The sequence below is a fragment of the Agarivorans sp. 2_MG-2023 genome (assembly GCF_030548085.1).
In the GTDB taxonomy this organism is placed as follows: domain Bacteria; phylum Pseudomonadota; class Gammaproteobacteria; order Enterobacterales; family Celerinatantimonadaceae; genus Agarivorans.
Window position 1 is genome coordinate 16,829 of the sequence record NZ_JAUORQ010000021.1, and the last position, 26,132, is coordinate 42,960.

Genomic DNA, 26,132 nt, shown 5'->3' on the forward strand with positions numbered 1-26,132 from the left:
CTCCTTACAAACCCAAAATACGTTGGTTAGCAGCTTGGTCGATGGCACTGTCGGCAAAATCGTCGAAGGCTTTGTCGGTGACTTCAATGATGTGCTGATCGACAAAGGCGGCACCTTCTATAGCGCCTGCTTCTGGATGTTTGAGGCAGCATTCCCACTCAACTACTGCCCAGCCATCGAAGTTGTATTGCGCTAACTTGGAAAAAATACCAACAAAGTCCACTTGGCCATCACCTAGCGAGCGAAAGCGCCCGGCGCGTTCCGTCCAGCTTTGATAACCGCCATATACACCTTGCTGCCCGGTTGGGTTAAATTCAGCATCTTTTACATGGAACATTTTTATTCGAGGGTGGTAGCGGTCAATAAAGTCTAAATAATCCAGTTGCTGCAGAACAAAATGGCTAGGGTCATACAAGATATTGCAACGCGGATGCTGCTTAACTGCTTCCAAGAACATTTCAAAACTAATGCCGTCATGTAAATCTTCTCCGGGGTGGATCTCGTAGCAAACATCTACGCCTGCTTCATCAAAGGCATCAAGGATCGGTAGCCAGCGCTTAGCCAGTTCAGCAAAGCCCGTTTCAACCAAACCTTGCGGGCGCTGTGGCCATGGGTACATGTAAGGCCAAAGTAATGCACCCGAGAAAGTAGCGTGTGCGCGTAAACCTAAGTTTTTAGAGGCTTTTGCTGCGAGTAGCATTTGGTTTACGGCCCACTCTTGGCGAAGGCTGGGGTTACCTCTTACTGATTCAGGAGCGAATCCATCGAACATTTCATCGTAAGCTGGGTGTACCGCCACAAGCTGCCCTTGAAGGTGAGTAGAAAGCTCGGTAAGGGTAAGGCCATTGTTTTTGAGTAGGCTTAATACATCTTGGCAATAAGAAAGATCTTCTGCTGCGCGCTCTAGATCAAATAAGCGTTTATCCCAAGAGGGCATTTGTACGCCTTTATACCCCACGCTAGCCGCCCAAGCGGATATTGATGCGAGTGAATTAAAGGGCGCTTCGTCGCTAGCAAATTGGGCGAGGAATAAGGCTGGTCCTTGAAGAGTTTTCATCAGCAATCCTTTTATCGATGTTTAGAGTGATGCCGTTCATCGTCATCAATGTAATCGATTACATTTTGTTGTTTAAAAAAACCATGCTCCCAGTTTGGGCTAGTGGCTTAGTTCGCCGCATTGCATGGCATTTATTTAGTAGCTGAATAAAACTTATACAATATTTTTCCTTTTATCTAGATGATGTTGCGAAAATGTGACGGCTGTAAAAGTTTATTTTTTGAACGATTGAGGGTGGGCGGCTGTAAGTGATTTAAAATAAAGTACTTTACAATAATTGATGTAATCCGTTACATTTTGTGCAGAGTTTAAGCAGTTTTTGCTAAGTTTTGTGGCTAGAAAGGACGCACTATGCCGACCATTAAAGATGTTGCCAAGTTGGCGGGAGTCTCTACCGCAACGGTATCACGTGCGATGATGAACCCCGAAAAAGTGTCTGAAAAAACGCGCTTGAAGGTGGAATTAGCGGTGGCGGAGTCAGGCTTTTCGCCCAACGTTATTGCGCGTAACTTACGCCGTAGTGAGTCCAAGACCATAGTGGTTATTGTGCCAGATATTGCCAACATGTTTTTTGCCAGTATTGTTCGTGGTATTCAGCAAGTGGCTTTAAATAATGGCTATAAGGTTCTGCTGGGGGACTCTATTCATACCGTTGCACAAGCTAAGGCTTATATGGATTTAGTGCGCAGTAAACAAGCCGATGGCATTATTTCGCTTACCGCTGAGCTACCTATGGAGATCCGTCAAGGTACTGAAATTCCCATGGTCATGGCTTGTGAGTATTTCCCTGGTTTTCCGATTCCTACTGTTCGAATTGATAATCGAGGCTCGGCCAAGCGGGCGGTAGATTATTTGCTAGATATCGGCCATAGCCGAATAGGTTGCATTACAGGACCTATGGAAAACCCAATATGTGTAGACCGAAAAGCCGGTTATCAGGATGGCCTGCAGCAAGTAAATATAGAGAGCGATGAAGCCGCTTTTGAGGATGGTGATTTTAGTTTTCAGTCGGGCTATAGCGCGTTTATGCGCCTGTATCAGCATTATGCAATGACCGCATTATTCTGCTTTAACGATATGATGGCACTGGGCGCAATGAAAGCCGCTACACAGCTGGGCATAAAAGTGCCGCAAGACTTATCAATAGTCGGCTTCGATGATCTGCTATTTGCTGAATATACCAACCCAGAACTCACCACTATTCGCCAGCCTCAAGAAGATATTGGCAAAACCGCCGCTAATACTTTAATGAAGATTCTGCAGGGTGGAAAGGCCAACCAAGACACCATTGTTCCTACCCAGTTGTTAGTCCGAGCCAGTTGTACTTCGCCGAAAAAATAGCGTGTTGAAGCGAATTTACTGACGAAGCTTTTTGCTCTTTCTCTTAACCATTACCTGCTATCTTAAAGCAAGTAAACTACAGCTTTATGTGGTAAGGATTAATTATGTTATTAGATTCCTCCATCTGTGATTTCGGCTGGCAAGCGCCTAACTTTAGCTTAAAAGATGCTGACGGAAATGCTTATACCCTGAGTGAGCACTTAGGTGATAAAGGCTTGTTGATTATGTTTATTTGTAATCATTGCCCTTATGTTCAACGAATTGCTGAACGCTTAGCCGAAGACACTAAGCAGCTAATGAGTGAAGGTATCAATGTACTGGCTGTTATGTCGAATGACTACCGGACGGTCGCTGAAGATTCACCAGAGAACATGAAACTGTTTGCCGAAAAACATGCTTTTGAGTTTCCTTATTTGGTGGATGAAAACCAAGTGGTAGGTAAGCAATACAAGGCGGTATGTACGCCTGATTTCTTTGGCTTTAATCACCGAGGAGAGTTGCAATACCGAGGACGTTTAGATGATGCTCGCATGGGGGAAGCATCGGCTAGACGCCTGAGCTGCTTAACGCAATGCGGCTAATCGCCGCAACAGATCTAGGACCAAAAGAGCAAGTGCCAAGTATGGGCTGCTCAATAAAATGGCGAAACTAACAGCTGGTTTTTACTTACGTGGTGTTGTTGGGAGACAACTATGTTCTTAAAAGGCTAGAGTAAAAATTATCAAAAAGTAATTGATAATAATTCAAACTTAAGGCTGTTTTACGTTTCACGAAGCAAAGCTAGTATTGATTATGTTAGAGCAAAGCACGACATATCACTGAGAGGAATTCACCATGCCTAAACTAACAATTGTTGCAAACATTAAAGCAAATGCAGATAAGATTGATTTGGTAAAAGCCGAGTTGTTAAAGCTAATCGAAGTAACTCGCGCAGAAGAAGGCTGTATTAATTACGATCTTCATCAAGACAATGATAACCCAGCTCACTTCATGTTTTACGAGAATTGGACCTCTCGCGAGCTATGGCAAACTCACATGGGTAATACTCATTTAGCTGAGTATATGGCAGCCACCGAAGGCGCAGTAGAAGAGTTTGTACTAAATGAGATGACCCAAATCGCTTAGTTTTGTTTTGGAACAGATACAAAAAAGCCAGTCTAGTGACTGGCTTTTTTCATTTAAGCATTAACAACTTAGTGAAGAATACGGGCGCGAATTGTGCCTTCAATCTCTTTTAGTTAGTTAATTGCTTAACCGACTAGAGCCGTTTCAACGTTGAACACTAAGCTTCTAATACAATCGCAGAACTTATTTACTCTAGCTCTTCAGCGTACTCTTCAGCAAAGTTTCTAACTTTTTTCTCTCTAGCATTCAGGGCTACGTAGTCGAGTTTTTCTTTATACTTTTTATTCTCTGAGAGACCGAGAACTCGACAAATCCATGCGTGGTAATCGGCATTTAAGCTTGATTTATATTTGCTTCTACTTACCGAGTTGTCTAAAGATAAGCTGAGTTCATCTAGAAAAATAGGGTTTTTAGGGTACTTTTTATACACGGTTTTAACCCCACGCTTTTGCAAGTAAGCATCATTTGAGCGAATCATGTTAAATATTTGATGTTGATTCCAGTCTAATTCGACACCGTTAGGAAGGGGGCGATGTATCGCGCTGGCGCGAATATGTCTGGATGTTAAGGTATCTAACTCTCCTGTAGCTGCATTCTTTAAGCTTGCCTGCTTTGCTTCTTTCGAGATCTTTATTAGCGTGTCTTGGTAACGGATTAAACCTGAACGCGCTAAGGTCTCCATTTGGTATTTTGCTTCTGATAACTCTTTTTCTGATAGATCTGACTGGTACGCAGACAATAACTTGCTTTCTATTAAATCAAAGATTTCAGGTTGGTTTAGCCAGTGCTTTTGAATGTCTTTATATGCGCCTTTACGAACCTTTGCATCGTTGCTATTTAATCTGTCTACGAAATCATCAGTTATAACGGCAGGAATATAATTGTGGTCACTCAGTTCAACGGTTTTATTGCTGAAGTCTCGTATTACTGAGTTAGCGTAAGCGGTCAATTCAAGTTCAATATCTTCGTTATAAACTGAGTTATCATCGCCGAGCGTTAAGTCGATTAACTTTTTCGCGACATTGGACGCAACGAAGATGGAATAATCCACATCGCTCGAAACATTTTTTTCAGCTTTCAGCATGTCTCTCAAGCCGGAGTATGAAGTCACCATGAGTTCTTTAGATTGATATATCGAGACTTTCTCTCCATCTACTTCTGAAGTTATAGAGTATATGAATTTTGGTGGCGTAACGGTATCCATTGGGAAGGGAGTCGCTTCGCCAGCAAAAATTCTTTTGTAGTCAATGTATATTGATACTGGAGCTACATTTTGGTCAGACGCGCTCGCCAGTAAGCCTGCTTTATTTAGTTTGTCTTGAAAAATGGCAGCCATAATTGTTTCTGTGTGTTCTTCGTCTAAGAAGTTTGGAACATTAAGGCTGTATGACAAGTCAATATCGAAATCTTGGATTTGATACTTTACATCAGGCGAAAGTTGGGCTTTTGGTAATTTCTGAGATTGGTTTGATGCGCAACCACTTAGTATCATAACTGAAGCTATTAATAGCCTCCATTTTCCAATGAATATTTTCACTTAGTTCCCTCTATTTATTTTTATATTGATTTATTGCTAACAAGGTGTAATTAATATGTTTATTAATTTCCTTGTTGAATAAATGGTCGTTTCACATTTATATTACTTACCGTTTATCATTATTTACACGTTTTTTATCTATTAGGCAAGATCATTGTAGCAATATAAAAAGAGGGGTTTGAGGCTCTACTAAAGTAGAAAGGGTTCGAAACTATTGTTTGAACAAGGCGACGAATACAATTTTATGCCTATAAAACAGCCAGTCTAGCGACTGGCTTTTTTCATTTAAACATTAACTACTTAGTGAAGAATTCGGGCGCGAATTGTGCCTTCAATCTCTTTAAGTTTGTTAATTGCTTGCTCGGCTTGAGCTGTTTCTACGTCAATCACTACGTAACCAATACTGTCGTTGGTTTGCAGGTATTGAGCTGCAATGTTGATTGAATCTTCAGCAAAGGCCAAGTTGATTTTGGTTAGAACGCCCGGTTGGTTGTGGTGGATGTGTAACAAACGGCTGGTGCCGGTGTGCTCTGGTAGCGCTACTTCTGGGAAGTTTACGGCTGATAGGGTTGAACCGTTATCAGAGTATTTAGCCAGTTTAGAGGCTACCTCAATACCAATGTTTTCTTGCGCTTCTTGGGTTGAGCCGCCTACGTGTGGGCTAAGAATTACGTTGTCAAAGCCGCGTAATGCAGACACAAACTCTTCTTTGTTTGATTTAGGCTCAGTTGGGAACACATCAATAGCAGCACCCGCAAGCTTTTTGCTTTCGAGTACCGAAACCAATGAGTCAATCTCTACCACTGTGCCGCGAGAGGCATTAATAAGAATAGAACCTTGCTTCATTGCTGCCAGTTGCGCTTCGCCAAACATGTATTTGGTTTGTGCTGTTTCTGGTACGTGTAGGCTCACTACGTCGCTCATGGCGAGTAACTGATCTAAGTCTGCAACTTGAGTAGCGTTACCTAGCGACAGTTTGTTTTCAATGTCGTAGTAGTAAACTTGCATACCTAAGGTTTCTGCCAGAATACCTAGCTGAGTACCAATGTGGCCGTAACCAATAATACCTAGCTTTTTACCGCGCGCTTCATATGAGCTGTCGGCAGATTTTATCCACTCACCGCGGTGAGCTTTGGCGTTTTTCTCTGGAATGCCGCGCAGTAGTAATATAATTTCACCTAATACGAGTTCAGCTACGCTTCGAGTATTAGAGAAAGGGGCGTTAAATACTGGCACACCTTTTTGTTGAGCTGCTTTAAGATCAACTTGGTTGGTACCAATACAGAAGCAACCAATAGCTACCAGTTTGTTAGCGGCTGCTAACACACGTTCGTTTAGGTCTGTACGGGAGCGAATACCAATGAAGTGAACATCTTTGATTTTCTCAATCAGTTCTTCTTCTGCTAGCGAGGTTTTGATCATTTCTACATTTTCATAACCCGCAGATTGGAAAGATTGCAGTGAGCTAGGGTGTAAACCCTCTAACAACAATACTTTGATTTTTTCCTTGCCTAACGAATACTTTGCCATGTTTGCTTCCTAATACCCATGTTACCGCTGAGCGGCTAAATTTAGCAAAAAAGCAGCACTTAGGGAATGTAATTTTATTACATCAAAATATATTCATATTGTGAATAATTCACTACTAAAGTCGTGATTGGTGAATTTTATCGCTTAAATATTATGTTTATCTGAAGTTTTACCGAAGTATTCTTTGGTGTGTTGGAATATTTCACAAAAAAAAGAGCGCTTGCTGCGCTCTTTTTTCTCAATGGCTTGCTGGTTTAGCGTTTTTTGGCCCCTTCTGGGGTGCCAATTATCACTTGGTTTGCACCGCGATCAGCAAACAAGCCATTGGTGACTACGCCCACTATGGCGTTAATATCTTTTTCCATTTGCACTGGGTCGATGATTTTCATGTTGTACACATCTAAAATCACGTTGCCGTTGTCGGTGGTTACACCTTCACGGTAAACCGGGTCACCGCCTAATTTCACTAATTGGCGAGCAACATAGCTACGAGCCATTGGAATCACTTCTACGGGTAACGGAAACTCACCTAAAATAGGCACTTCTTTAGTATTGTCTACAATACAAATGAATTGGTCGGCAACCGCTGCAATGATTTTCTCGCGAGTTAGCGCTGCGCCACCGCCTTTAATCATGTGGTTATGTTCGTTAATTTCATCTGCGCCGTCTACATATACCGATAGTTCGCTAACGCTATTTAAATCAAACACTTCAATGCCGTAGCCTAGTAGCTTTTCGGTTGATGCTTCAGAGCTAGATACAGCGCCTTGGATACGGTCTTTCATGGTCGCTAAGGCGTCAATGAAATGGTTTACGGTAGAGCCCGTGCCTACGCCTACAATGGTGTCTTCTTGAACATATTCCAATGCGGCCCAGCCAGCGGCTTTTTTCATTTCATCTTGTGTCATTACAGTGCTCCGAGCAAAGTGAAGAGTGGGGTGCCAATAAGCTGGCTAATTTGGCGCGGATTATAACCAAGCGTTGCAATTAACGCCAATTGAGATTGCTGGTTTTTTAGTAAAGCAATGTGACAAATTATTAGCTTACCAACGCCAGTGCTTGCTAGGGGTAATAATTTGTTTTAAAGGCTGATCCCAGGCTTGAACGGGCACTTGGTTAATTTGCTGGCAATCATGTGCCATGCCAATTACCAAAGGTTGCTCGCCGTTTATTGTGGCCAATAAACGATCGTAATAACCTCCGCCCATGCCTAGGCGATTACCTTGAGAATCAAAGGCGACCAATGGCGCTAGCACTACGTCGAGCTGTTGGCTGGTTGTTACTTGGCTTTTATCAAACACAGGCTCACTAATGTCAAAGCGATTGGTTTGCATTGGGCTGGTGGCTTGATAGCGATGAAAGCACATTTGGCCCTCTTGATGTGGGTCGATAAGTGGCACATAAACGTGTTTGTTTTGTTGCCACAGCCATTCTATTAATCCTGTGAGATTTATTTCGCCATCAAAGGCTAAATACAAGGCAATGTGTTGCATATTGGCGATGTTAGGATCGTGTTGCAGTAAGTCGAGAATCGCTTGGCTGGCTTCTTGCTGTTGAGAGTGACTTAACGCGCTGCGCTGTTGGCGAACTTGTTGGCGTAATTGCTGGCGAGTATATGGCGGAGTCATAAACATAACGAGATGGTTAAGTAGAACAATCAGTGTGCATGGAGATGGTTAATCAAGCAAGGCCGAATGGCCACCAAGCCTGAGGTACAGGCTTGGTTGAAGTCACTAGAGGTAAACTAACTAGTCTGCTAACTCTACGTTATGGTAAACATTTTGAACGTCGTCGCAGTCATCTAACATGGCTTGAAATTTTTCAAACATGGCTACGTCGTCGCCGCTTACTGTGGTGTAGTTTTGCGGAATAAAGCTAATTTCTTCCATTTCAAATTCTAGCTCTGGCATTGCCTGAGTCAGCGAGGTTTTCACCTTGAAATACTCAGTGTGCGGGGCAAATACGGTAATCATGCCGTCTTCACTCTCAACGTCAGTCACTTCTACGTCGTCCATTAATAGAATTTCTAGAATGGCGTCTTCGTCGTCACCTTTAAATGCAAAAATTGATTGGTGGTCAAACATATGAGCCACACTGCCTTGGTTACCAATTTTAGATTTGGTTTTTACAAAGGCTTGGCGAACGTCGGTAAAGGTACGGCTGTTGTTGTCGGTTAAACACTCCACTATCACCATACAGCCGCCTGGGCCATAACCTTCGTAAACGGCTGGCACGTAGTCTTCGCCTGCGCCGCCTTTGGCTTTATCAATGGCTTTGTCGATCACGTGGCTAGGCACCTGATCTTTTTTGGCGCGGTCTACTACGCTGCGTAGCTGTAGGTTGGCTTCAATGTCGGCACCGCCGTTTTTGGCGATAACATAAATTTCTTTACTGTATTTAGAATAAACCTTGGTTTTTGCACCAGCGGTTTTGGCCATAGAGGCCTTACGTACTTCAAAACTTCTGCCCATTGGGATGCTCTTTTTTATCGATGCTTAAAAATTCTGAGGAGGATTTTACCAGCTGAAACGCAAGGAACAAGGGCTGGCGCGGTTTCAGAGCAAAGAATAAGGCTAAAGTTGCTAAATCGTGAGGCATTTAACTGTTACCACCTCACGATTTATTGGTGTTTAGAGCTGCTCTAGTGACTGTTTACTCAAATATGCCGGGTTATAATATTTGTCGGCTAAGCTGTGGGGTTCCACCGACTGATAGTTAATCACCGTGCTTTTACTGGTTTGAATACTATCCACCAAGGTCATGGTTTTTACTACGGCGCGGCCCTGCCGTTGGCCTTGCTCAAAGTAGGCTTGCTTGGCGAGTTTTCCTGACTTTAAATATAAATCGGCTTGCAGTGGAAAATTGCTTTCTTGGGCGAGCCATAAATCAATTTTTTGATAACTCGCGCCACTGGTTTTCGCCTCCAGTTTTAAGTGAATCGCCTTCACACCCTCTATTTGTGTGGTTTCGCCCAGTTCACCTTGGTAATCCTCACTCCAAGTTAAGGTAGACACATCACCTACCGAGGCTTCGCCAAGCAGCTTTTGCATTGGTGTAATGCGAATAGGTCGGCGGCTGTTTGGCATCAATAACCAATAGTTATCACCTAACATCAACATTTTTTGGCCCAGCTCCGACTGGGCCTTAAACACCACTAAAGACTCCCGTTCTGGGCGAATATACACGTTGTAATAGTGTTTCTTTTTTAGGGTTTGCTTTTCAAACTGGCTGACTTGAGTGACTATTTTTGCCGAGCTGCTTTGCAGCCGATAACTATCGGCTTCCAGTAAGCGCAGCGTGACCTCATCATTGGCCTGAGCAAAGCCGATTGAAAATAAGCTGCCGAGCAGCCACAACTTAAAGAGACTAAACATAAATAAGTGCCTCGGTGATGGGTTTCTTTAGACCTTTGTTCGCGGCAATAGCCGAGGCTAGCGCACAAATACACACCACGCCGAAAGAGACGATAGCAGCAAGAAACAAAGAGAAAGTAATATGCAAGGGGTAACCTACGCTGCGCCCGGGTGGCGGTGGCATTTGAATATCGGCGAACAATAGAAATAGCGATACCGACCCACTTAAAAGCAGACCTATTAAGCTGCCGATAACCGCCAGTACAACCGCTTCTAATACAAAACCTATTAGTTGTTCTGAGTTAGCAGTGCCTAGCGCCGACAAAGTGCCAATTTCTCGAGTGCGTTCGGTCACCGACATGCTTAAGGTATTGAATAGCGATACAAATACCACTAAAGCCATGATGATGCCCATTACACCAAAAATGCGGTTATACAAACCTTTCACGGCTTCGTAGAAGAAAGCTTGTTTCCACCAAGGGGTGACTAACAAGCTAGCTTGTTGCTGCTCAACCTGTTGTTTTAATTGTTCTATGTCTTGATTGGCGAAGGCAAATACCGACATCAAGCTCACTTTATTGGTGGCTAATAAGGCTTGGCTAAAATCTAATGATACATATACCAAGCGTTTGTCCATTTCTGGTACGCCTGTAGAAACAATACCTTGCACCATGAAGTCGTAAGCATTTAGCGCGCCTTCGGTGGTGGTGCTTAATAATGTAATCCAATCGCCCGGTTTGGCTTTCATGTTACGAGCGAGCTCTTCGCCTAATAAAACTTGTGGTTGCTCTTGGCGTTCTTCTGGGCTGAGCAGTTGGCCTGCTTTTACATCTAAAAATGGCCCTTTTTGAGTGAACTCGCTGGCGAGAACACCTTGGCCAATGAATATCGCTGACTTATCGCCGTTACTGATCAGCCCACTAAACTCTATTCTCGGTTGCACGGCTTTTATGCCATTGATCGCCAATAACGCTTGGCGTTGCTGTTGCCAGTCAGCTAAGCCGTATTGCAGCGGGAAGTCTTCTTGCTCTGTAAAGTATTGCTGGCTGGATAGGGTTAAGTGGCCGGTATCTCTGGCTGCGGCCTCAGCTAGCGATTGATAGGTGAATAATCCAAAGCCCCCGGCACTGACTAAAGCGAGTACCGCAATGGCGATAATTAACACCGACATCACGCTGCGGCGGCGATTACGTTGCACGTTGAGTAAAGCATGTTTTAAGCGACGCATGCGGCAGCCTCCTTAGTCAGTATTTGTCCGTCTTGCAGTTGAATCAGCCGGCTGCAATGTTCGCTCATCCGGCTATCGTGAGTAGCAATCACAAAGGTAGTTTGGTGGCTTTTACCAATGTCTTTCATTAGCTCTACTACCCGATGGGCGGTATGGCTATCTAGGCTGGCGGTGGGTTCATCGGCGATGACCAAGCGAGGCTTGTGTACCAAAGCGCGAGCCACTGCAATACGCTGTTGCTGGCCGCCAGATAGGCGATCAGGTTTTGAGTGTGCAAACTCGGCCATGCCCACGGCATCCAATATTTGCATCACTCGTTGTTTGCGTTCGCTGGTGGCTACCTTGTTTAGCATGAGCGGGTATTCAACGTTCTCGAAGGCGCTCATAACCGGCACCAAATTGAAACGCTGAAAGACAAATCCCAACTGTTGTCTACGCAGTATCATGCAGTGTTGTGGGTCGTTATCTAACTTGTGACCATCAAAATACAGTTCTCCTTGATAGCTTAGGTCGAGCAAGCCACAAATATTTAGCAGCGTGCTTTTACCGGAACCAGAAGGCCCACACAAACCAATCATCTCGCCCGTTTGAATTTGCTCGCTGATGTGCTTTAGTGCTTGCTGTTGTATTTGCCCAGTTTGGTAGTACTTAGATACCTGCTTAAATTGCAACATAACTGATCCCTAACCCTTGGCGTGTTGCGTCATTAACTGTTCAGCATTTTTACCAAACTCGTCGTTTAAGCCACGTTGTTTTAGCTGGCTAAACCATTGCTCGGCAAGTTCTGGCTGCTCGGCATCTAATGCTGCTTCAATGGCGTAGCTAAATACCCAGCTGGTGGCTTGCGCCGGAGATTGCAAAAAACGGCTATCGTTTAGCACTTGTTTAAACAAGCTCATGCCTTGTTGTTGGTAGTTAAAAAAGTCGGGTACTTTGGTGAATGTGACCGCAGCAGTTGCTTGCATATAAATGGCCTGAGGCAAGTAGCGATATTGTTGTTGCCATTGCTGCTCGGTAATCATGTTTAAGGCTTTGTCTATTCGAGCCAAACCATCTTCGGTGTAACTCATTTTTGTCCACGGTAGCCAGGCATCATCTCCCTTAAAAGTTTCGGTGCCGCCTAGGTAAAATAATGTCCAAGGGTCTGTGGGTTGTTGCTGGTGAGCTTTCTGCAACTCTTTATACAGTTGGTCAAGTTGTGAATAGTCACCTTGCGCTGCCTGGTAGTACGAGGCGAGTTGCTGGTCGTTAATACTGGCGGTGGCTGAGTAACTGCAAACGAGTAATAGGCTGGCGAGAGTTAGCGTCTTCATGATCATTCCTTGTCAGTGTGAGGTTGCTGACTAAGGTTACGATTAGCGCTTGGTTTAAACATCTCGATGCGATGAATGGTGACATAATCTGACCAAGGGATTGGTTTGCTGATAAGTGAAATCAAACTTTGCTTGCTTCAACAAACACAGCCATCAGGCTTTAGCTACTCGCTAGGTTTTGGTATCGCACCTAGCGGCTGTGAGCCTCATGATTATCCGTACTGCCAATTCATAATAAATTGTTATCATTTTTATAAGTTTTTATAATTTCCTGTGATTGGCGTTGTTCCATATACTCATCCCATCAAAACAAGTCACGAATTAACAACAGATTGTGGAGCAAATTATGAAAATGAGTCATGTAGGTATCATGGTTGCCGATATGGATAAAGCCGTTGAATTTTACACCAAAGTACTAGGCCTTAAGGTAGTAATGGGTAAAAGCGAAGTCGTGGAAGAACATGAAACGGCGATTGGCCGTATGTGTATTGCAGTATTTGGTGAAGGGTTTAAAGGTTTTAATATTGCACACCTAGTTACCAGCGACGGTGTTGGTTTTGAACTGTTTGAAATGAAAGATCGTGAAAAGCGCCACGATGTAGATTTTTCTCGCATCGGACTATTTCACTTTAGCCTTGAAACCGATGACTTTGAAGGCGTGATTAAAAAGACCGAGCAGTATGGCGGTAAAGTGAGAATGGACATCATGCGTTATCACCCAGAAGATGACAGCAAGCAAGCTAAAATGGTGTACCTAGAAGACCCGTTTGGCACCTTGTTTGAGCTTTACTCTCATAGCTACGAAGAAACCTATTCTTCTGAGTACGAATAATAGAGAGCAAAAGAAAGGGTTGGCTATAGGCCAACCCTTTTTCGATCTACTTTAGCCATAAGTGCTTTAGCATTACGCCACGATATGAGTGGTTATTTTGGTGGTAACGGAATTAGCAATAAAACACTGCTGATGAGCTTGATGGTGCATCTTTTCCAGCTTTGTGAGGCTAAGCTCTTTATCTGCAAAGCTTACCTTAGGGTTAAGTATTACCTCGGTCATAGCCATTTTTCCGTGTTCATTCATTGCCATTATGCCTACCGCTTGGTCTACATAGCTATTTACCACTAAGCGGTTTTTAGCGGCAATCGACAAGAAAAAAAGCATGTGGCAGCTAGATAAAGACGCGACAAAGGCTTCTTCGGGATCTACGTTCGCCTCTACTGAATGAGGGAGCGGAACCACATGCGGCGAAGAAGAAGCGGGCACACTTTGGCCGCCATCAAAATGCCATAAATGACCGCGGCTGTACTGGTTATCGGTGCAGTTCTCATGCTCTTGGCGTTGCCATTCAATGGTGGCGCAATACTTAGACATCTCACTTCCTTGTATTCATTCACTTCAGCTATTTAAGCGTTAGCATGCTGCTCGGTGAGTGCCGTGTCAATGCATTGCGGTGCGTGCTGTCAATGTCATCTTGGCTGAGCTTGAAATTTGTTGCTAACAAGTCGACTCTATTAGATACAGCTGTAAAAGAGGAACGGTAATGTTGAATATGGATTTTAGCCAAGCCTTGGCAATTAATACCGAGCAAATGGATTGGCTAACCAGCCCATCGGCAGGCGTACTGCGTAAACCGCTTGAGCGTGAAGCGAAAGAATCAGGCCACGTGACGAGTGTTGTGCAGTATCACGCTGATTCGTATTTTCCGGAACATCCGCACCCAATGGGCGAAGAAATATTTGTGCTAGAGGGGGTGTTTTCTGATGAACAGGGTGACTACCTTGCGGGTACTTATATCCGTAATCCACCAGGCAGTAAACATAGCCCGTTTAGTAAGCAAGGCTGTGTGATTTTTGTAAAGCTCAATCAGTTCAATGCCAACGACCTTGAAGAGGTGAGGGTAGATACCAGAAGTACCGCTTGGTTACCGGGGATAGGAGGCTTACAGGTAATGCCCTTGCATGCCTTTGAACATGAACATGTTGCCTTAGTGAAATGGCCTGCCGGAGAAGTTTTTCAACCCCATAGTCATTTTGGTGGTGAAGAAATAATGGTGTTGTCAGGTGAATTTAAAGACGAGCATGGAGACTACCCTAAACATACTTGGCTGCGTAGCCCGCACATGAGCAAACACCACCCTTTTGTTGAACAGGACACCATTATTTTGGTGAAAACTGGCCATTTGCCCGTTGAGTACTGAAGGTGTAAAAGCGGTGCCCTAATGAGGAGAGTCGGGCGGGCACCGCCCTTACAAACTTTTTGCCTTGTGCAATGTTGAACGTTTAAGTGTTAGCAACATTGCAGTAGCTTAATGAGCAATACTTTATATTAATATTGTATTACAATTTTTGATGCTGCTTGCAAAACAAACCAAGAAGGACTGAAAATTAAACAACGTACCTGTTCAGCGTATTGTCATTCAGTTTATCGGATTAGGGGGTAACTCGCTGTAAAGGTAAAGATTCTTGAAGATTGCGCTTGGCTTAAACGTGAGGGAGTGGGTGTTTTAGTAAAAAATGCAGATGCCAAAGGGACAAATAGTGGCACCTGCAAGTAAACAACGCCTAAAGGATTAGGATTTGCTGTGTTGACGTCGTAAACCTAAAGCGATTAAGCCAAAACCAAATAGTGCGATAGTGCCTGGTTCTGGTACTGATACAATGGCGAACTTACCGTTTAGTGAGCTACTTCTAACAGCACTGTTTTCGTCACCTAGGTAAGGATTAGACGTATTATCGGTAATGTTAAAGTTAAGCTGCCATACTAGATTGTCGTCATTCAACCAAAGCTCGTATAGCGAGCCGTAATCGGTGCCAAAGAACCCTTCAGCCAAGGCATCATCAACGGCTTGATCGTACCAGCTGTAATCTAAAGATCCTTTAAGTGCAACGTCACCCATAACCGCGGTACCAGAATCAACCACTAGTTGAGCTACTTTAATGCTGTCGCCGTAGACTACTTCGCCACTGACTTGGTCAAAACCTAAAATTTCGCTGTAGCTAACATTGATGTGGCCGCCAGCATCAAAAAATACTTTGCCATCGTTATTGAAGTTGCCACCCAAATCGTTGTAGTCAAATGACATCGCCCAGTTGTTACCTAACCCAGCTGAATACAATGGCGTATTTGGGTTTCTGAATATGCCTGTAGCGCTGCCATGACCTTCTTCGGTAAAGGTAGAGTTAGCGTTTGGCCCACATACACCCGCTGAACAACTGCCATTTTGTAAGGTAGATTGAGCCTGAACATTGGTTGTAAGGTAGTCTGCGGTGGCCGTGGTATTACCGCCCAAATCTAAGTAAAACGGTACCGCGCTTGCTCCACTCGAAGCAGCTAATAGTAATGCGGAACAAAGAGAGGGGAAATATTTCATTTTTATACATTCCATTGGTAAGTTATTGGTATTAATTGATTTTTGCTAAATCAGCAAATATATTGATTCAATTATCTATAAGCAATAACTGGTCCGATGTTTATAACCTTATGATTAGTATGGTATTTAACTTTTCTTTTACATATCAAATGGTTGCATTTGTAAAAGAAGCTGACATGCTTTTAATATCAATAGCTTAGTTAAATAGAGACAATGAATATGGCAGTAATAGAGTTACGCGAGTATCGAATACAAGCGGGTAAAACTGAGCAATGGTTGGCGTTGATGAATCAAGAGATTCTGCCTTACCAGATCAGCAAGGGGGTTAAGTTACTTAACAGCTACTTATATCGAGATGAGGAAAACCGAGAGTGGTTTGTTTGGCTGCGTGAATTTGACGATGAAGTGAGCCGCCAAGAGATTTATGAAAATCTTTATGATCAGTGGTGGATAGACAACATTCGGCCCACTGTGTTTAGTCTTATCGAAGAGCAAAGCGTAAAAGTAAGGCTGTTAGCACCCGCTTTTAGCTAGTCGGGTAGGGCATTTTTAATTTGCTGAAGTAATTGCTCAATATTTGATTTTTGGTAGCTGCTTTCTGTGAACACTTGAGTACTTTGCCGTTCAACAACTTGAGTCGCAATGGATGCCTTAATTGGCCGAGGGCTGCTTTCATCACTAAACAACATGGCAACGGCCTGCTCCGATATTTGAGCAAAATCTTGCTTAATGGTGCTTAGCGGCGGGTAAAAATAGGCGCTGTCGGCACTGTCATCAAAGCCTATTACCGCCACTTGTTGAGGCACGTTTAAGCCTTGTTCGTGTAAGGCGCGCAACACTCCTAACGCCATTTGGTCACTGGCTACCAGTACTCCGTTTATGTTTGCGCCATTAGCTAAAGCCTCTCGGGTTAGTTGGTAACCACTGCTGGCTAGCCAGTTCCCTTCCAACTGAGCTACTACGGTAGCTTGGTGCTGGTGGATTTGTTCTAACCAACCCTGCAAACGCAACTGTGAAGCACTGGAGTCTCCGGGACCCGTAATCAGCAATAAGCGATTGCGCTGCTGTTTTAACATTACACTGGCGGCATCGGCTGCACCCTGCTGATGAGCGGCGCTAACTAGGTTTACCTGACTATCGTAGGGCACATCAATAAATACAAAATGTAAGTCGGCAAATAACATTACAAGTTGCTCGGCTTCCACTTTGGTAAGCGGCAGATTGACAATAATGTACTCAATGCGTTGTGATTTTAGTTCGCGAGTGGCCTCTACAATTTTGTCAAAGGCGTGTTCGTCTACCACCGACAATGCAATACCGTAGTCGCGCAATTTGGCTTGTTTACGGATGTTGTTAGCAATAATCGAAATACCGTGTAACGACACGTCCAAAGTAATTAGCCCAATTACCATTGATTTAGCACCACTTAACAGCTGAGCCCCTTTGTTGGGCACATAACCTAGCTGTTCAATGGCCGCATTCACTTTGTCACGGGTATCTTGGGCAACATTGCTTGCGCCATTGGTGACTCGTGACACGGTTTGCGTAGATACGCCGGCTAATTCTGCCACTTGTTTGAATGTCACGTTCACCTGTAAATCCCTTACTTCTTCCGACCTAGTTGCTAATAGTGGCAAAGTGTAACACTGCGATATAAGGAAATCTTATCGATGCACCTAAACTGCGAATAAGGCTTCCTATCACCTATGTGTTTTCGTAAACATTATTTGATCCTTGTCACAAGTAAACGTTTTCCCTTTTGATCTGTGTCACGCATTAAAACCGGCTTGTTAGTTTATTAAGCAATAAAAGCGCATATTGCGCTCAATGTTTACGCAAACACATGGATATAGCGATGAGCCAGATTATTCACCTTTGTAGCAAAAATTGCAGCCTGATTATTAAAGTTGAACGTGTTCCCGAAATTTTGCATTGGGGAAACAAGATTGAACAAATTGATGAAGATTTACTGCTGTCTACTGAGCGGCCGATTTCACAAGCACGTTTAGACGTAGATGTACCCTTAACGCTATGTCCTGAGCTGGGTAGTGGTCATTTTAATGCACCGGGTATTGAAGGACACCGCAATGGATTTGATTGGGCGCCGGTGTTTACCACCACCAATCATTACGCCAGTGATGGTTGCGCGGTGTTCACCCTACGCGATGAGGTCGCTAACCTAGAGCTAAGTATTGAGATTGAATTAGATTACGACAGTGATGTGGTGAAAAAGCGTATTACTGTGACCAACTTGGTTCATACCAAATACTACCTCACTAAGTTGTCTGCTACCTTGCCGTTGCCACATCATGCTAATGAACTAATGACTTTTCATGGCCGCTGGAGCCGAGAATTTCAAACCCATCGCCAAGCATTCTCTCACGGTGGGTTTATGCAGGAGAATCGTCGCGGTCGTACATCGCATGAAAACTTTCCAGGGCTATTTGCAGGCAGTAACAACTTTGACCAACAAAATGGCCAAGTGTGGGGTTTCCACCTAGGCTGGAGCGGTAACCACCAATTACGCGCCGATGTAAAAAGTGACGGCCGCCGGTTTGTTCAAGCCGGTGAACTGCTATTAGCTGGTGAAGTACGCCTAGATTATATGCAAAGCTACAGTACGCCGTGGTTATATGCTTGTTGCAGCAATACCGGTTTAAATGGCATTTCAGATCGCTTCCACCGTTATGTTCGCGCCAACATTATTCATTTCCCAGAGAACAAACCTCGTCCGGTGCACCTTAATACATGGGAAGGGATCTACTTTGAACATGATCCTGAATACATTATGAAAATGGCTAGCGAAGCCGCCGAGATGGGCGTAGAGCGCTTCATCATTGATGATGGCTGGTTTATTGGCCGCGATGGTGAGCGTAGTGCTTTAGGCGATTGGTACCTCGATGAGAAAAAATATCCTAATGGCCTAGAGCCGGTTATTGAACACGTGAACCAACAGGACATGGAGTTTGGTTTGTGGGTCGAGCCAGAGATGATCAGCAAAGATTCCATTTTGTTCCGTGAGCACCCAGAGTGGGTATTGGAGCTTAAGGGTTATCACCAGCCTTCAGGTCGATGGCAGTATGTATTGGATCTACAAAACCAAGACTGCTTTAAGTACTTATTTGAGCGCTTAAGTGAATTGCTGACGCGTTACAATATTGCCTACCTTAAGTGGGATATGAACCGAGAATTGGTGCAGCCTGGCCATATTGGTCGCCCAGCAGTAAACGGCCAAACCAAAGCCTTATATGCCTTACTCGACAAACTACTTGCTGCACACCCTAAAGTTGAAATTGAGTCTTGTTCGTCGGGCGGTGGTCGAATCGATTTTGAAATTCTTAAACGTACTCACCGTTTTTGGGCCTCTGACTGTAACGATGCCTTAGAGCGCCAAACTATTCAGCGTGGTATGAGCTATTTCTTCCCACCAGAGGTAATGGGCGCACATATTGGCCCTGGAGAAAGCCACACTACTCGCCGTTGTCACCATATCAATATGCGTGGCATGACCGCACTTAGCGGCCATATGGGCGTAGAGCTAGATCCTGTAAAAGTCGACCCGCAAGAGAAACAAGCATTTGCTCATTACATTGCCTTGCATAAGAAATATCGCCAGCTGTTACACACTGGCCGTAGTTTCCGTTTAAACGCTTCAGACCATCGCCAGCATATCAATGGGGTGCAAAGTGACGACGAAATGTTGATTACTGTTTGCCAATTAGCCATGCCCGATTACGCCTTGCCAGCTCCTTTGCGAGTGAGCTGTGTAGACGAAAATGCGCACTACCAAGTGAAGTTAGTAGAGATGCCAGAAACCAGTTTTCAACTGATGAAGCAGCGCCCAAGTTGGCTTGATAAAACCCTCACCTTGAGCGGCGACAACCTACGAGAAATTGGCCTTACCTTACCGATTCTCGATCCAGAGTCAGCACTAATGGTGCACCTAAAACGCATTTAACCAACAATTTTTGTATTCACCGAGTGGCCAGTGACCGCCACTCGCCAACTTTATGAAGGATTAACTATGTCTATAACAGTGTTCTTATCGTTCTTGCTGTTTACTGGCTTTGTTGGGGTGTTTACCTACAACAAAGTGAAGAAAAACAAGCACGATTCACAAGATGGCTACTTTCTCGGTGGCCGTAGTTTAACCGGCGGCTTAATTGCTAGCTCGCTGATTTTAACCAACCTTAGTGCCACCAGTTTTGTGGGCATGAGTGCCCAAGCTTACACTCACAATATGAGTGTAATGGGCTGGGAAGTGGCGTCGGGCGTTACCTTAGTGATTATTGCGCTGTTATTAGTGCCGCGTTATTTAAAGCAAGGTATTACTACCATTCCAGACTTCTTAGAAAGCCGTTATGACTTATCGGTGAAGAAGTTCGTTACCTTGCTGTTCTTGTGCCAATACGTGATTAACATTTTGCCTACCACTTTGTACGCAGGTGCAGTGGTACTGGGTGAAATCTTCGATATTCAAACCTTACTGGGTGTCTCTGAGTTTGCTGCGATTGCGATTATCTCTGCCACTATTGGTATTCTCGGCTTTTTCTACGCCATCTATGGTGGTTTAAAAGCTGTGGTGATAGCCGATACGATCAATGGTGTTGGTTTGATCATTGGTGGTTTAATGATCCCAGTGTTTGGTTTAATGGTGCTAGGTGGCGGCAGCTTTGGTGACGGTTTACACCAAATCATTACTGTTGCGCCAGAGAAGTTACAATCGGTAGGTACATCCAGTGACCCACTGCCGTTCTCAACGCTGTTTACCGGTTTGCTATTAGTAAACCTATATTACTGGGGAACCGATCAATCGATTATCCAGCGCGCTTTAGGCGCTAAAAACCTTAAAGAAGGCCAGAAAGGGGTGATTTTAGCCGGTGCCATTAAGGTTATCTCGCCACTGTTTTTGATTATTCCAGGCATTATTGCATTTCATATGTTTGGCGCCGACGCAGGCAACCCAGACACGATGTACACCCGATTAGTGAATGAAGTACTGCCAAAACCATTAGTGGGCTTTTTTGTCGCGGTAATGTTTGGTGCCATTCTTAGTACCTTTAACGGCGTACTGAACAGCTCAACAACCTTGTTCGCGCTTAACGTTTACAAGCCATTATTTGGCGAGGGTAAATCAGACCAAGAACTGGTAGCTAAAGGCCGAATCTTTGGGGTATTGATTGCCATTATTGCAGTATGTATTGCCCCGTTTATTATGTTTGCGCCAGAAGGTCTATTCCAATACTTACAAATGGTTGCCGGCTTCTTTAGTGTGCCAATTTTTACCATTGTATTTGTAGGTTACATTTCAAAACGGGTACCCGCTATTGCCGCTAAAGTGTCGTTAGTTGTGTTTGTATCTTCTTACGCAGCGATGCAGTTGGTATTCGAAACGCCGCTACACTTCTTACACCAATTAGCGATTTTGTTTGTGGTGTGTACCATCTTAATGTTTGTTATTGGCGCTATTAAACCGCGTGAGCAGGCCTATGTGATGCCAATTAATGAAAGCATGGACGTTACGCCGTGGGAATTCCGCTTTGAAGCCTCAGCCGTGGTGCTTTATATGGTGCTAGGTGCCTTCATTATGTTCTCTGACGTGGGCCTAATGTCAGACGATCCAACGATTATGCAAACCTACGGTTTCTGTGGCTTGATTATGTTAGTGGGGATCTTCTTTAGACATATGAAACGCAAGCAACTGCAACCAGAGGTTGAAGCAGGTTAATTCCTAGTTCGTTGTGTTATTTGCCCAGCTAATTAGCTGGGCTTTTTTGTTTTAGAGGCGCTAATAAGTCTGGGCTACATTGCTTTAAACAAATGATTGGCGCTGCGGCTAACGGGGTATTGGCTGCCATCCACTAACTCTACCGTTAGCTTGCCTAACATGTTCTTGTTAACGCGCTTAATGCTATTCACTTTGACTAAGGTGGAGCGATGAATTTGCCAAAAATGTCCTGGCTGAATTTGTCCCAGCAACTCTTTTAGCGGAGTTCGAATAACATAATCGCCTTGCTGGCTGCGCACCGTGGTGTATTTATCTTCGGCAACAAAAGCCAATACGCTATCTATGGCCACTAACTCTAGCGATTCGCCTTTACTGGCTTTAATCCACTGCAGATATTGCGGCTTGTCGTCCAGTGCTGTCACTAGGGCTTGTAAGTCATAATCTGGTTTGGTTTGTGGGCTAGCTTGGCGCTGCTGAATTCGTTGGCAAGTTTGTAATAAACGCTGTTCATCAAGCGGTTTTAGCAAGTAATCAATGGCTTGCTGCTCAAAGGCTTGTACGGCGTATTCATCAAATGCGGTGGTAAATACAATGTGTGGAGGTTGCTCAAGTTGATTAAGCTTTTGGGCGACTTCGATACCTGTCATGCCGGGCATGCGAATGTCTAAAAACACAATGTCGGCGCCAAGCTGTTCTACGGCGGTAAGTGCACTTGGTCCATCACCGGCTTTATCTACAATGTCTAGTTCTGGCCAGCATTCAGCTAACATTTTGTCTAGGTGAAAGCGCAATAGCGGTTCGTCATCAACAATTATTGCTCGCATGGAAACTCCAAGGTAGCCAAGGTGCCACCGCTTGCTTGTGGGCTTATGCTCAAACTTGCCTGATTAGGGTAAAGGCTGGCTAAGCGCTGCTGAATATTGGCCAATGCCATACCATTACCTTGCTTCGGTGATGGCTGAAAACCGATGCCAGTATCACTAATTGCTATCTTCCAGCGCTGGTCTTGCATCGCGATGTGAACACTCACATCGCCGCCTTCGGGTTTGGGTTCAATACCATGAAATACTGCATTTTCTACCAGTGGTTGTAACAACATGGGGGGGATTTGTTGTTGCGTGAGATTAGGGCTGTCTAATTCAATATTAAACTGCAGGCGCTCGCCTAAGCGAATTTGCTGAATCGCCAAATAAGCGCTAATTCCTGCTACTTCATCTTCTAAGCGAATGCTTTCTTGGCGGCTCTTTTTAAGGGTGACTCTGAGTAGCTCGGTAAACTTATCTAAAAGCACCTCAGCTTGTTTGGGTTCTACTGCGATGAGGGCTTTTAAGTTGGCTAAGGTATTAAATAAGAAATGCGGTTCTATTTGGCTTTGCAATAACTGAAGCTGGCTGTAGGTAAGTGCTTGCTCTGCTTTAAGCTTTTCTAACTCGGCAGTTTGTAGGGCAGAGGACATTTCAAGGTTTTGTTCTCGGCTAAAAAAGTAGTAGTAAATTGCCGCGCAAAATAGCAGGCCAATCAAGACAACTTTTAACATTAATGGCCAATTAAAATTGTCGTAATAAGGGCTGATCCAATACCAAGTGTGGGCGCTGCCTAAGCTTAAGGTGATAGGGGCGCTGAGTACAAAACTCCAAAAGGTATCTAGTTTAGGGAAAAGCCAGTCGATGAGCATGGTAGCCACGGTGCCCACGCAGCCAAATACTAAAGCAATAATAAAGTGCATCCAGTATGGGCCGCCCCAAATTGCATTGGTAAGGTATGCTATGGGAATAGAAAACAATGCACATATGGCTAGCGAACGCCCTAGTGATTTATAGCAATTCGATTTCAAAAGCGTCCCTCAAGTTTTATTAAGCCAACTCTACTTTCTGGTAATAATTGGTAAACGGCGTTGTCAGCACCTCCAAGATAACGCAGCCTTGCACCAAGCGTCCATCCTTGGACAAATTCATAGTCCAGCCTTGCTGTGGCGATCACGCCGCCATCTTCAGGCGCTAGCATTAAGTCAAAGGCTGGTTGCCAATCGTCTATATCGCGATGCCAATGCAGCATCACATTGTGTTGCATTATATTCTGTCCGTTAAACACAGCGCCCTGCGAATAGCGTAGTTGATTCAAACCACCATCCTGTTGGGCTAAATAGCGGCTAACATCGGCTACCTTTTGCCACTGCTGCTGGCTTAATGCGCGGTTATCAAACCAATATTCCACTATTAGGTTGTCACCGGCTAAGTTTGCCCATGTCATCCCCAGCAGCGCTTGTATGCCATCATCAAACTCTTGCTCAGAGATGGGAGCAACTTGGCCAATGTTGGTTTGTGTTAAGTGGCTTACCATGCGCCGGTAATGTTGCTGGTAACGGCTCTCGGCGTGCACTTCCCAGGCATCACCAAAGGTGCTTACCCAACTGCCGCCTAAGTTTAGTGCCCGTTGATTATCGTAGTAAGCAAGGGTTTGCCATTCACTATTATTGCTAAGTTGATACCAGCGCAAGCCTGCTCCGCGTTGTTGTAAACCTTCTGAATCTGTCGCCAAATAAGAATCAGTGTAAAACAGAGCGTATTCTCCATTGCCACTAAACTGGCTTAGGCTAAACACGCCTACGCCTTCTTCTACTTGAATCGCGACAGGGTTGCGCCGGTAGGGTAAAAACATGTCTAGCGGGCGGAATCCATAACTCACCCCTAAGTCGATCCGTTGCTTGCCAACGAGTAAGTCACGTTCGGCCAGTTCTGTTTTCCAAAATAACTCAGCAAGAATCAAGTCATGTTGATTGTCTTGTTTTTGCTTGCTCTGACTCAGCGCGACCAGCTGCCCTTGCAGATTATGGTATTGTGGATACCAGCGTAAGGCGGCATCGGCAAGCCATTGGTCTTGGCTGGCAAATACCGGGCTAGCCGATGCTTGAGCATAGCCGCTGTCTAATTCTAACTGCCATTGTTGCTGCCAAGCTGCATGGACACTAAGGCTTATCAAAGCAGCAAAGCAGTAACTACATATTCGAATACCAAGCAAAATGCGTCCTAGGTCAATTCCTTTTAGCCTTAGCATAAAGCGCTTCTGGCAAAGCTTAGGGTAAATGCGATAAAGGGGGATTAACTCAGATAAACGGTTAATTGTGGGGGTTGGATAATCACCCTGATTCACCAAAGAGCAGCACTAACACGGTTTTCTTACCGTTTTTGTTTAATATCGTGATCCTTAGGGTAAACGTTTTCCCTTGGTGGTGGGGTGTATTTGTGCAGAAGATCAAGTTTATGGTGGGATTCGTTGACTTTTCAATGAATAGTTGTGGAAACGTTTTCCCTTTTTGTGATTAAATACTGTTAGTTGGTTCTGAACGGTCGTATAACGCGGCCATAAAGTATGGGTAAGGCGCTCAATCAATAAGGAGAGCAAATGAATAAGATCTTAGTAACTGGTGGCATGGGATACATTGGCAGCCACACTTGCGTGCAAATGATTAACGCCGGTTTAACTCCGATCATTCTGGATAATTTATGCAACAGTAAAAGTGAAGTGCTGGCGCGTATTGAAAGCTTAACTCATCAACAACCGGTTTTTTATCAAGGTGACGTGCGAGACCGCAGTGTGCTAGAAAAGATATTTAACGAGCACAAAATTGACTCGGTGATTCACTTTGCTGGCCTAAAAGCCGTGGGCGAGTCGGTGCAAAAGCCGTTTGAGTATTATGATAACAACGTAAATGGTTCTTTAGTGCTGATCGACGTAATGCGAAAAGCGGGCGTGAAAAGCATTGTATTTAGCTCATCTGCTACCGTTTATGGCGAACCTAGCGAAATGCCTATTAATGAAAACACACCTACCGGTGATGTAACCAATCCTTACGGACGCAGCAAATACATGGTGGAAGAGTGCTACCGTGATATTCAATTAGCCGCACCTGACTTAAGCGTCACCTTGCTACGTTACTTTAACCCAGTAGGTGCCCATCCAAGCGGCACTATGGGTGAAGATCCGCAAGGTATTCCTAACAACCTTATGCCGTTTATTGCCCAAGTGGCAGTAGGGCGTCGCGAAAGCCTATCAGTATTTGGTGATGATTACCCAACACCTGATGGCACTGGTGTTCGCGACTATATCCACGTAATGGACTTAGCCGATGGCCACGTAGCCGCGTTAACCAAAGTGGGCGAGCAAGCAGGTTTGCACATCTTTAACTTAGGCACCGGTAAAGGCAGTTCTGTTCTGGAAATGCTTAAGGCCTTTGGCAATGCTTGCGGTAAAGATATTGCCTATGAAATTTGCCCGCGCCGTAACGGTGATATTGCCGAATGTTGGGCAGCTACCGACAAAGCCGAGCAACAGCTGGGCTGGAAGGCTAGCCGCAGTGTTGAAGATATGACGGCAGATACGTGGCATTGGCAATCCAATAACCCTAACGGTTACGACAACTAGAATTTTAGAAATAATGAGCGCCTCAAAAGGGCGCTTTGAACGGAGTTAGACCCCATGTTAAACACAGACTTTGACCCTACCGAGCATCCGCATCGCCGTTATAACCCCTTAACGGGACAGTGGATATTGG

Annotated in this window: 25 protein-coding genes; 9 read left to right on the top strand and 16 right to left on the bottom strand. The window is 44.5% G+C overall.

Going from position 1 to position 26,132, the window contains the following annotated elements:
- Positions 1–4 precede the first annotated feature (4 nt).
- Positions 5–1,057: a sugar phosphate isomerase/epimerase gene (locus Q4549_RS20805; protein WP_303554342.1), complete on the bottom strand. Its 1,053-nt coding sequence runs from the start codon at positions 1,055–1,057 to the stop codon at positions 5–7.
- Positions 1,058–1,408: 351 nt separating this feature from the next.
- Here Q4549_RS20805 and Q4549_RS20810 point away from each other — a divergent pair, with 351 nt between their 5' ends.
- The 3 genes from Q4549_RS20810 (at position 1,409) to Q4549_RS20820 (ending at position 3,523) form a co-directional block, all read left to right on the top strand.
- A complete protein-coding gene (locus Q4549_RS20810) occupies positions 1,409–2,398 on the top strand; it encodes a LacI family DNA-binding transcriptional regulator (RefSeq protein ID WP_303554344.1) in 990 nt (329 codons plus the stop codon).
- A 104-nt stretch (positions 2,399–2,502) separates the two neighbouring features.
- The gene (locus Q4549_RS20815; RefSeq protein WP_303554346.1) at positions 2,503–2,979 is read left to right on the top strand and encodes a thioredoxin family protein; all 477 of its coding nucleotides are present in this window, start codon (positions 2,503–2,505) and stop codon (positions 2,977–2,979) included.
- A gap of 253 nt (positions 2,980–3,232) precedes the next feature.
- The gene (locus Q4549_RS20820) at positions 3,233–3,523 is read left to right on the top strand and encodes a putative quinol monooxygenase (protein ID WP_303554348.1); all 291 of its coding nucleotides are present in this window, start codon (positions 3,233–3,235) and stop codon (positions 3,521–3,523) included.
- A 187-nt stretch (positions 3,524–3,710) separates the two neighbouring features.
- On the opposite strand, the gene Q4549_RS20825 is transcribed toward Q4549_RS20820, so the two are convergent.
- The 9 genes from Q4549_RS20825 to Q4549_RS20865 form a co-directional block, all read right to left on the bottom strand.
- Entirely contained in the window at positions 3,711–5,060 is a 1,350-nt protein-coding gene (locus Q4549_RS20825) for a hypothetical protein (protein WP_303554349.1), read from the bottom strand.
- 300 nt (positions 5,061–5,360) lie between these two features.
- Positions 5,361–6,590 carry a phosphoglycerate dehydrogenase gene (serA, locus tag Q4549_RS20830; protein WP_137672322.1) on the bottom strand — a complete coding sequence of 410 codons (1,230 nt, stop codon included), beginning with the start codon at positions 6,588–6,590 and terminating at the stop codon, positions 5,361–5,363.
- A gap of 254 nt (positions 6,591–6,844) precedes the next feature.
- Positions 6,845–7,498 carry a ribose-5-phosphate isomerase RpiA gene (rpiA, locus tag Q4549_RS20835; protein ID WP_303554351.1) on the bottom strand — a complete coding sequence of 218 codons (654 nt, stop codon included), beginning with the start codon at positions 7,496–7,498 and terminating at the stop codon, positions 6,845–6,847.
- A 135-nt stretch (positions 7,499–7,633) separates the two neighbouring features.
- A complete protein-coding gene (locus tag Q4549_RS20840; RefSeq protein WP_303554353.1) occupies positions 7,634–8,224 on the bottom strand; it encodes a 5-formyltetrahydrofolate cyclo-ligase in 591 nt (196 codons plus the stop codon).
- Between the two features lie 114 nt (positions 8,225–8,338).
- Entirely contained in the window at positions 8,339–9,061 is a 723-nt protein-coding gene (locus Q4549_RS20845; RefSeq protein ID WP_137672320.1) for a YebC/PmpR family DNA-binding transcriptional regulator, read from the bottom strand.
- Positions 9,062–9,220: 159 nt separating this feature from the next.
- Complete coding sequence (locus Q4549_RS20850) at positions 9,221–9,964, bottom strand: outer membrane lipoprotein-sorting protein (protein ID WP_303554355.1); 744 nt, start codon at positions 9,962–9,964, stop codon at positions 9,221–9,223.
- Positions 9,957–11,171 (bottom strand): FtsX-like permease family protein, encoded by a 1,215-nt coding sequence (locus tag Q4549_RS20855; protein ID WP_303554357.1) that lies wholly within the window; start codon positions 11,169–11,171, stop codon positions 9,957–9,959. The genes Q4549_RS20850 and Q4549_RS20855 overlap by 8 nt, the downstream gene beginning before the upstream one ends.
- Positions 11,159–11,845 (bottom strand): ABC transporter ATP-binding protein, encoded by a 687-nt coding sequence (locus Q4549_RS20860; protein ID WP_303554358.1) that lies wholly within the window; start codon positions 11,843–11,845, stop codon positions 11,159–11,161. Before Q4549_RS20860 ends, Q4549_RS20855 begins: the two co-directional genes overlap by 13 nt.
- Before the next feature lie 9 nt (positions 11,846–11,854).
- Positions 11,855–12,484 carry a hypothetical protein gene (locus Q4549_RS20865; protein WP_303554360.1) on the bottom strand — a complete coding sequence of 210 codons (630 nt, stop codon included), beginning with the start codon at positions 12,482–12,484 and terminating at the stop codon, positions 11,855–11,857.
- Between the two features lie 346 nt (positions 12,485–12,830).
- On the opposite strand from Q4549_RS20865, the gene Q4549_RS20870 reads away from it, so the two are divergent.
- Positions 12,831–13,316 carry a VOC family protein gene (locus Q4549_RS20870; protein WP_303554361.1) on the top strand — a complete coding sequence of 162 codons (486 nt, stop codon included), beginning with the start codon at positions 12,831–12,833 and terminating at the stop codon, positions 13,314–13,316.
- Positions 13,317–13,388: 72 nt separating this feature from the next.
- Here the strand turns inward: Q4549_RS20870 and Q4549_RS20875 are convergent, their stop codons facing one another.
- A complete protein-coding gene (locus Q4549_RS20875) occupies positions 13,389–13,853 on the bottom strand; it encodes an OsmC family protein (protein WP_303554362.1) in 465 nt (154 codons plus the stop codon).
- Between the two features lie 169 nt (positions 13,854–14,022).
- Between Q4549_RS20875 and Q4549_RS20880 the strand changes: the two genes are divergently transcribed.
- Complete coding sequence (locus tag Q4549_RS20880) at positions 14,023–14,679, top strand: cupin domain-containing protein (RefSeq protein ID WP_303554365.1); 657 nt, start codon at positions 14,023–14,025, stop codon at positions 14,677–14,679.
- A gap of 372 nt (positions 14,680–15,051) precedes the next feature.
- Here Q4549_RS20880 and Q4549_RS20885 read toward each other — a convergent pair whose 3' ends face one another.
- Positions 15,052–15,852, bottom strand: a complete 801-nt coding sequence (locus Q4549_RS20885; RefSeq protein WP_303513653.1) for a PEP-CTERM sorting domain-containing protein — start codon at positions 15,850–15,852, stop codon at positions 15,052–15,054.
- A gap of 213 nt (positions 15,853–16,065) precedes the next feature.
- On the opposite strand from Q4549_RS20885, the gene Q4549_RS20890 reads away from it, so the two are divergent.
- Complete coding sequence (locus Q4549_RS20890) at positions 16,066–16,386, top strand: hypothetical protein (RefSeq protein WP_235836160.1); 321 nt, start codon at positions 16,066–16,068, stop codon at positions 16,384–16,386.
- On the opposite strand, the gene Q4549_RS20895 is transcribed toward Q4549_RS20890, so the two are convergent.
- Entirely contained in the window at positions 16,383–17,444 is a 1,062-nt protein-coding gene (locus tag Q4549_RS20895; RefSeq protein ID WP_303554366.1) for a LacI family DNA-binding transcriptional regulator, read from the bottom strand. The two genes, Q4549_RS20890 and Q4549_RS20895, sit on opposite strands and share 4 nt — an antisense overlap.
- Before the next feature lie 263 nt (positions 17,445–17,707).
- On the opposite strand from Q4549_RS20895, the gene Q4549_RS20900 reads away from it, so the two are divergent.
- Together Q4549_RS20900 and Q4549_RS20905 are read left to right on the top strand one after the other, a co-directional pair.
- The gene (locus Q4549_RS20900) at positions 17,708–19,810 is read left to right on the top strand and encodes an alpha-galactosidase (protein ID WP_303554368.1); all 2,103 of its coding nucleotides are present in this window, start codon (positions 17,708–17,710) and stop codon (positions 19,808–19,810) included.
- Between the two features lie 66 nt (positions 19,811–19,876).
- On the top strand, positions 19,877–21,580 hold the full coding sequence (locus Q4549_RS20905) for a solute:sodium symporter family transporter (protein WP_137672309.1): 1,704 nt from the start codon (positions 19,877–19,879) through the stop codon (positions 21,578–21,580).
- A 74-nt stretch (positions 21,581–21,654) separates the two neighbouring features.
- On the opposite strand, the gene Q4549_RS20910 is transcribed toward Q4549_RS20905, so the two are convergent.
- Genes Q4549_RS20910 through Q4549_RS20920 form a run of 3 tightly spaced genes read right to left on the bottom strand, consistent with a single transcriptional unit; the run spans position 21,655 to position 24,634 of the window.
- Positions 21,655–22,404 (bottom strand): LytTR family DNA-binding domain-containing protein, encoded by a 750-nt coding sequence (locus tag Q4549_RS20910; RefSeq protein ID WP_303554369.1) that lies wholly within the window; start codon positions 22,402–22,404, stop codon positions 21,655–21,657.
- Positions 22,392–23,414: a sensor histidine kinase gene (locus tag Q4549_RS20915; protein ID WP_303554370.1), complete on the bottom strand. Its 1,023-nt coding sequence runs from the start codon at positions 23,412–23,414 to the stop codon at positions 22,392–22,394. Before Q4549_RS20915 ends, Q4549_RS20910 begins: the two co-directional genes overlap by 13 nt.
- A complete protein-coding gene (locus Q4549_RS20920; RefSeq protein ID WP_303557271.1) occupies positions 23,411–24,634 on the bottom strand; it encodes a hypothetical protein in 1,224 nt (407 codons plus the stop codon). The genes Q4549_RS20915 and Q4549_RS20920 overlap by 4 nt, the downstream gene beginning before the upstream one ends.
- Positions 24,635–24,982: 348 nt before the next feature.
- Here Q4549_RS20920 and galE point away from each other — a divergent pair, with 348 nt between their 5' ends.
- Complete coding sequence (galE, locus tag Q4549_RS20925; protein WP_303554374.1) at positions 24,983–26,002, top strand: UDP-glucose 4-epimerase GalE; 1,020 nt, start codon at positions 24,983–24,985, stop codon at positions 26,000–26,002.
- Positions 26,003–26,132 lie beyond the last annotated feature (130 nt).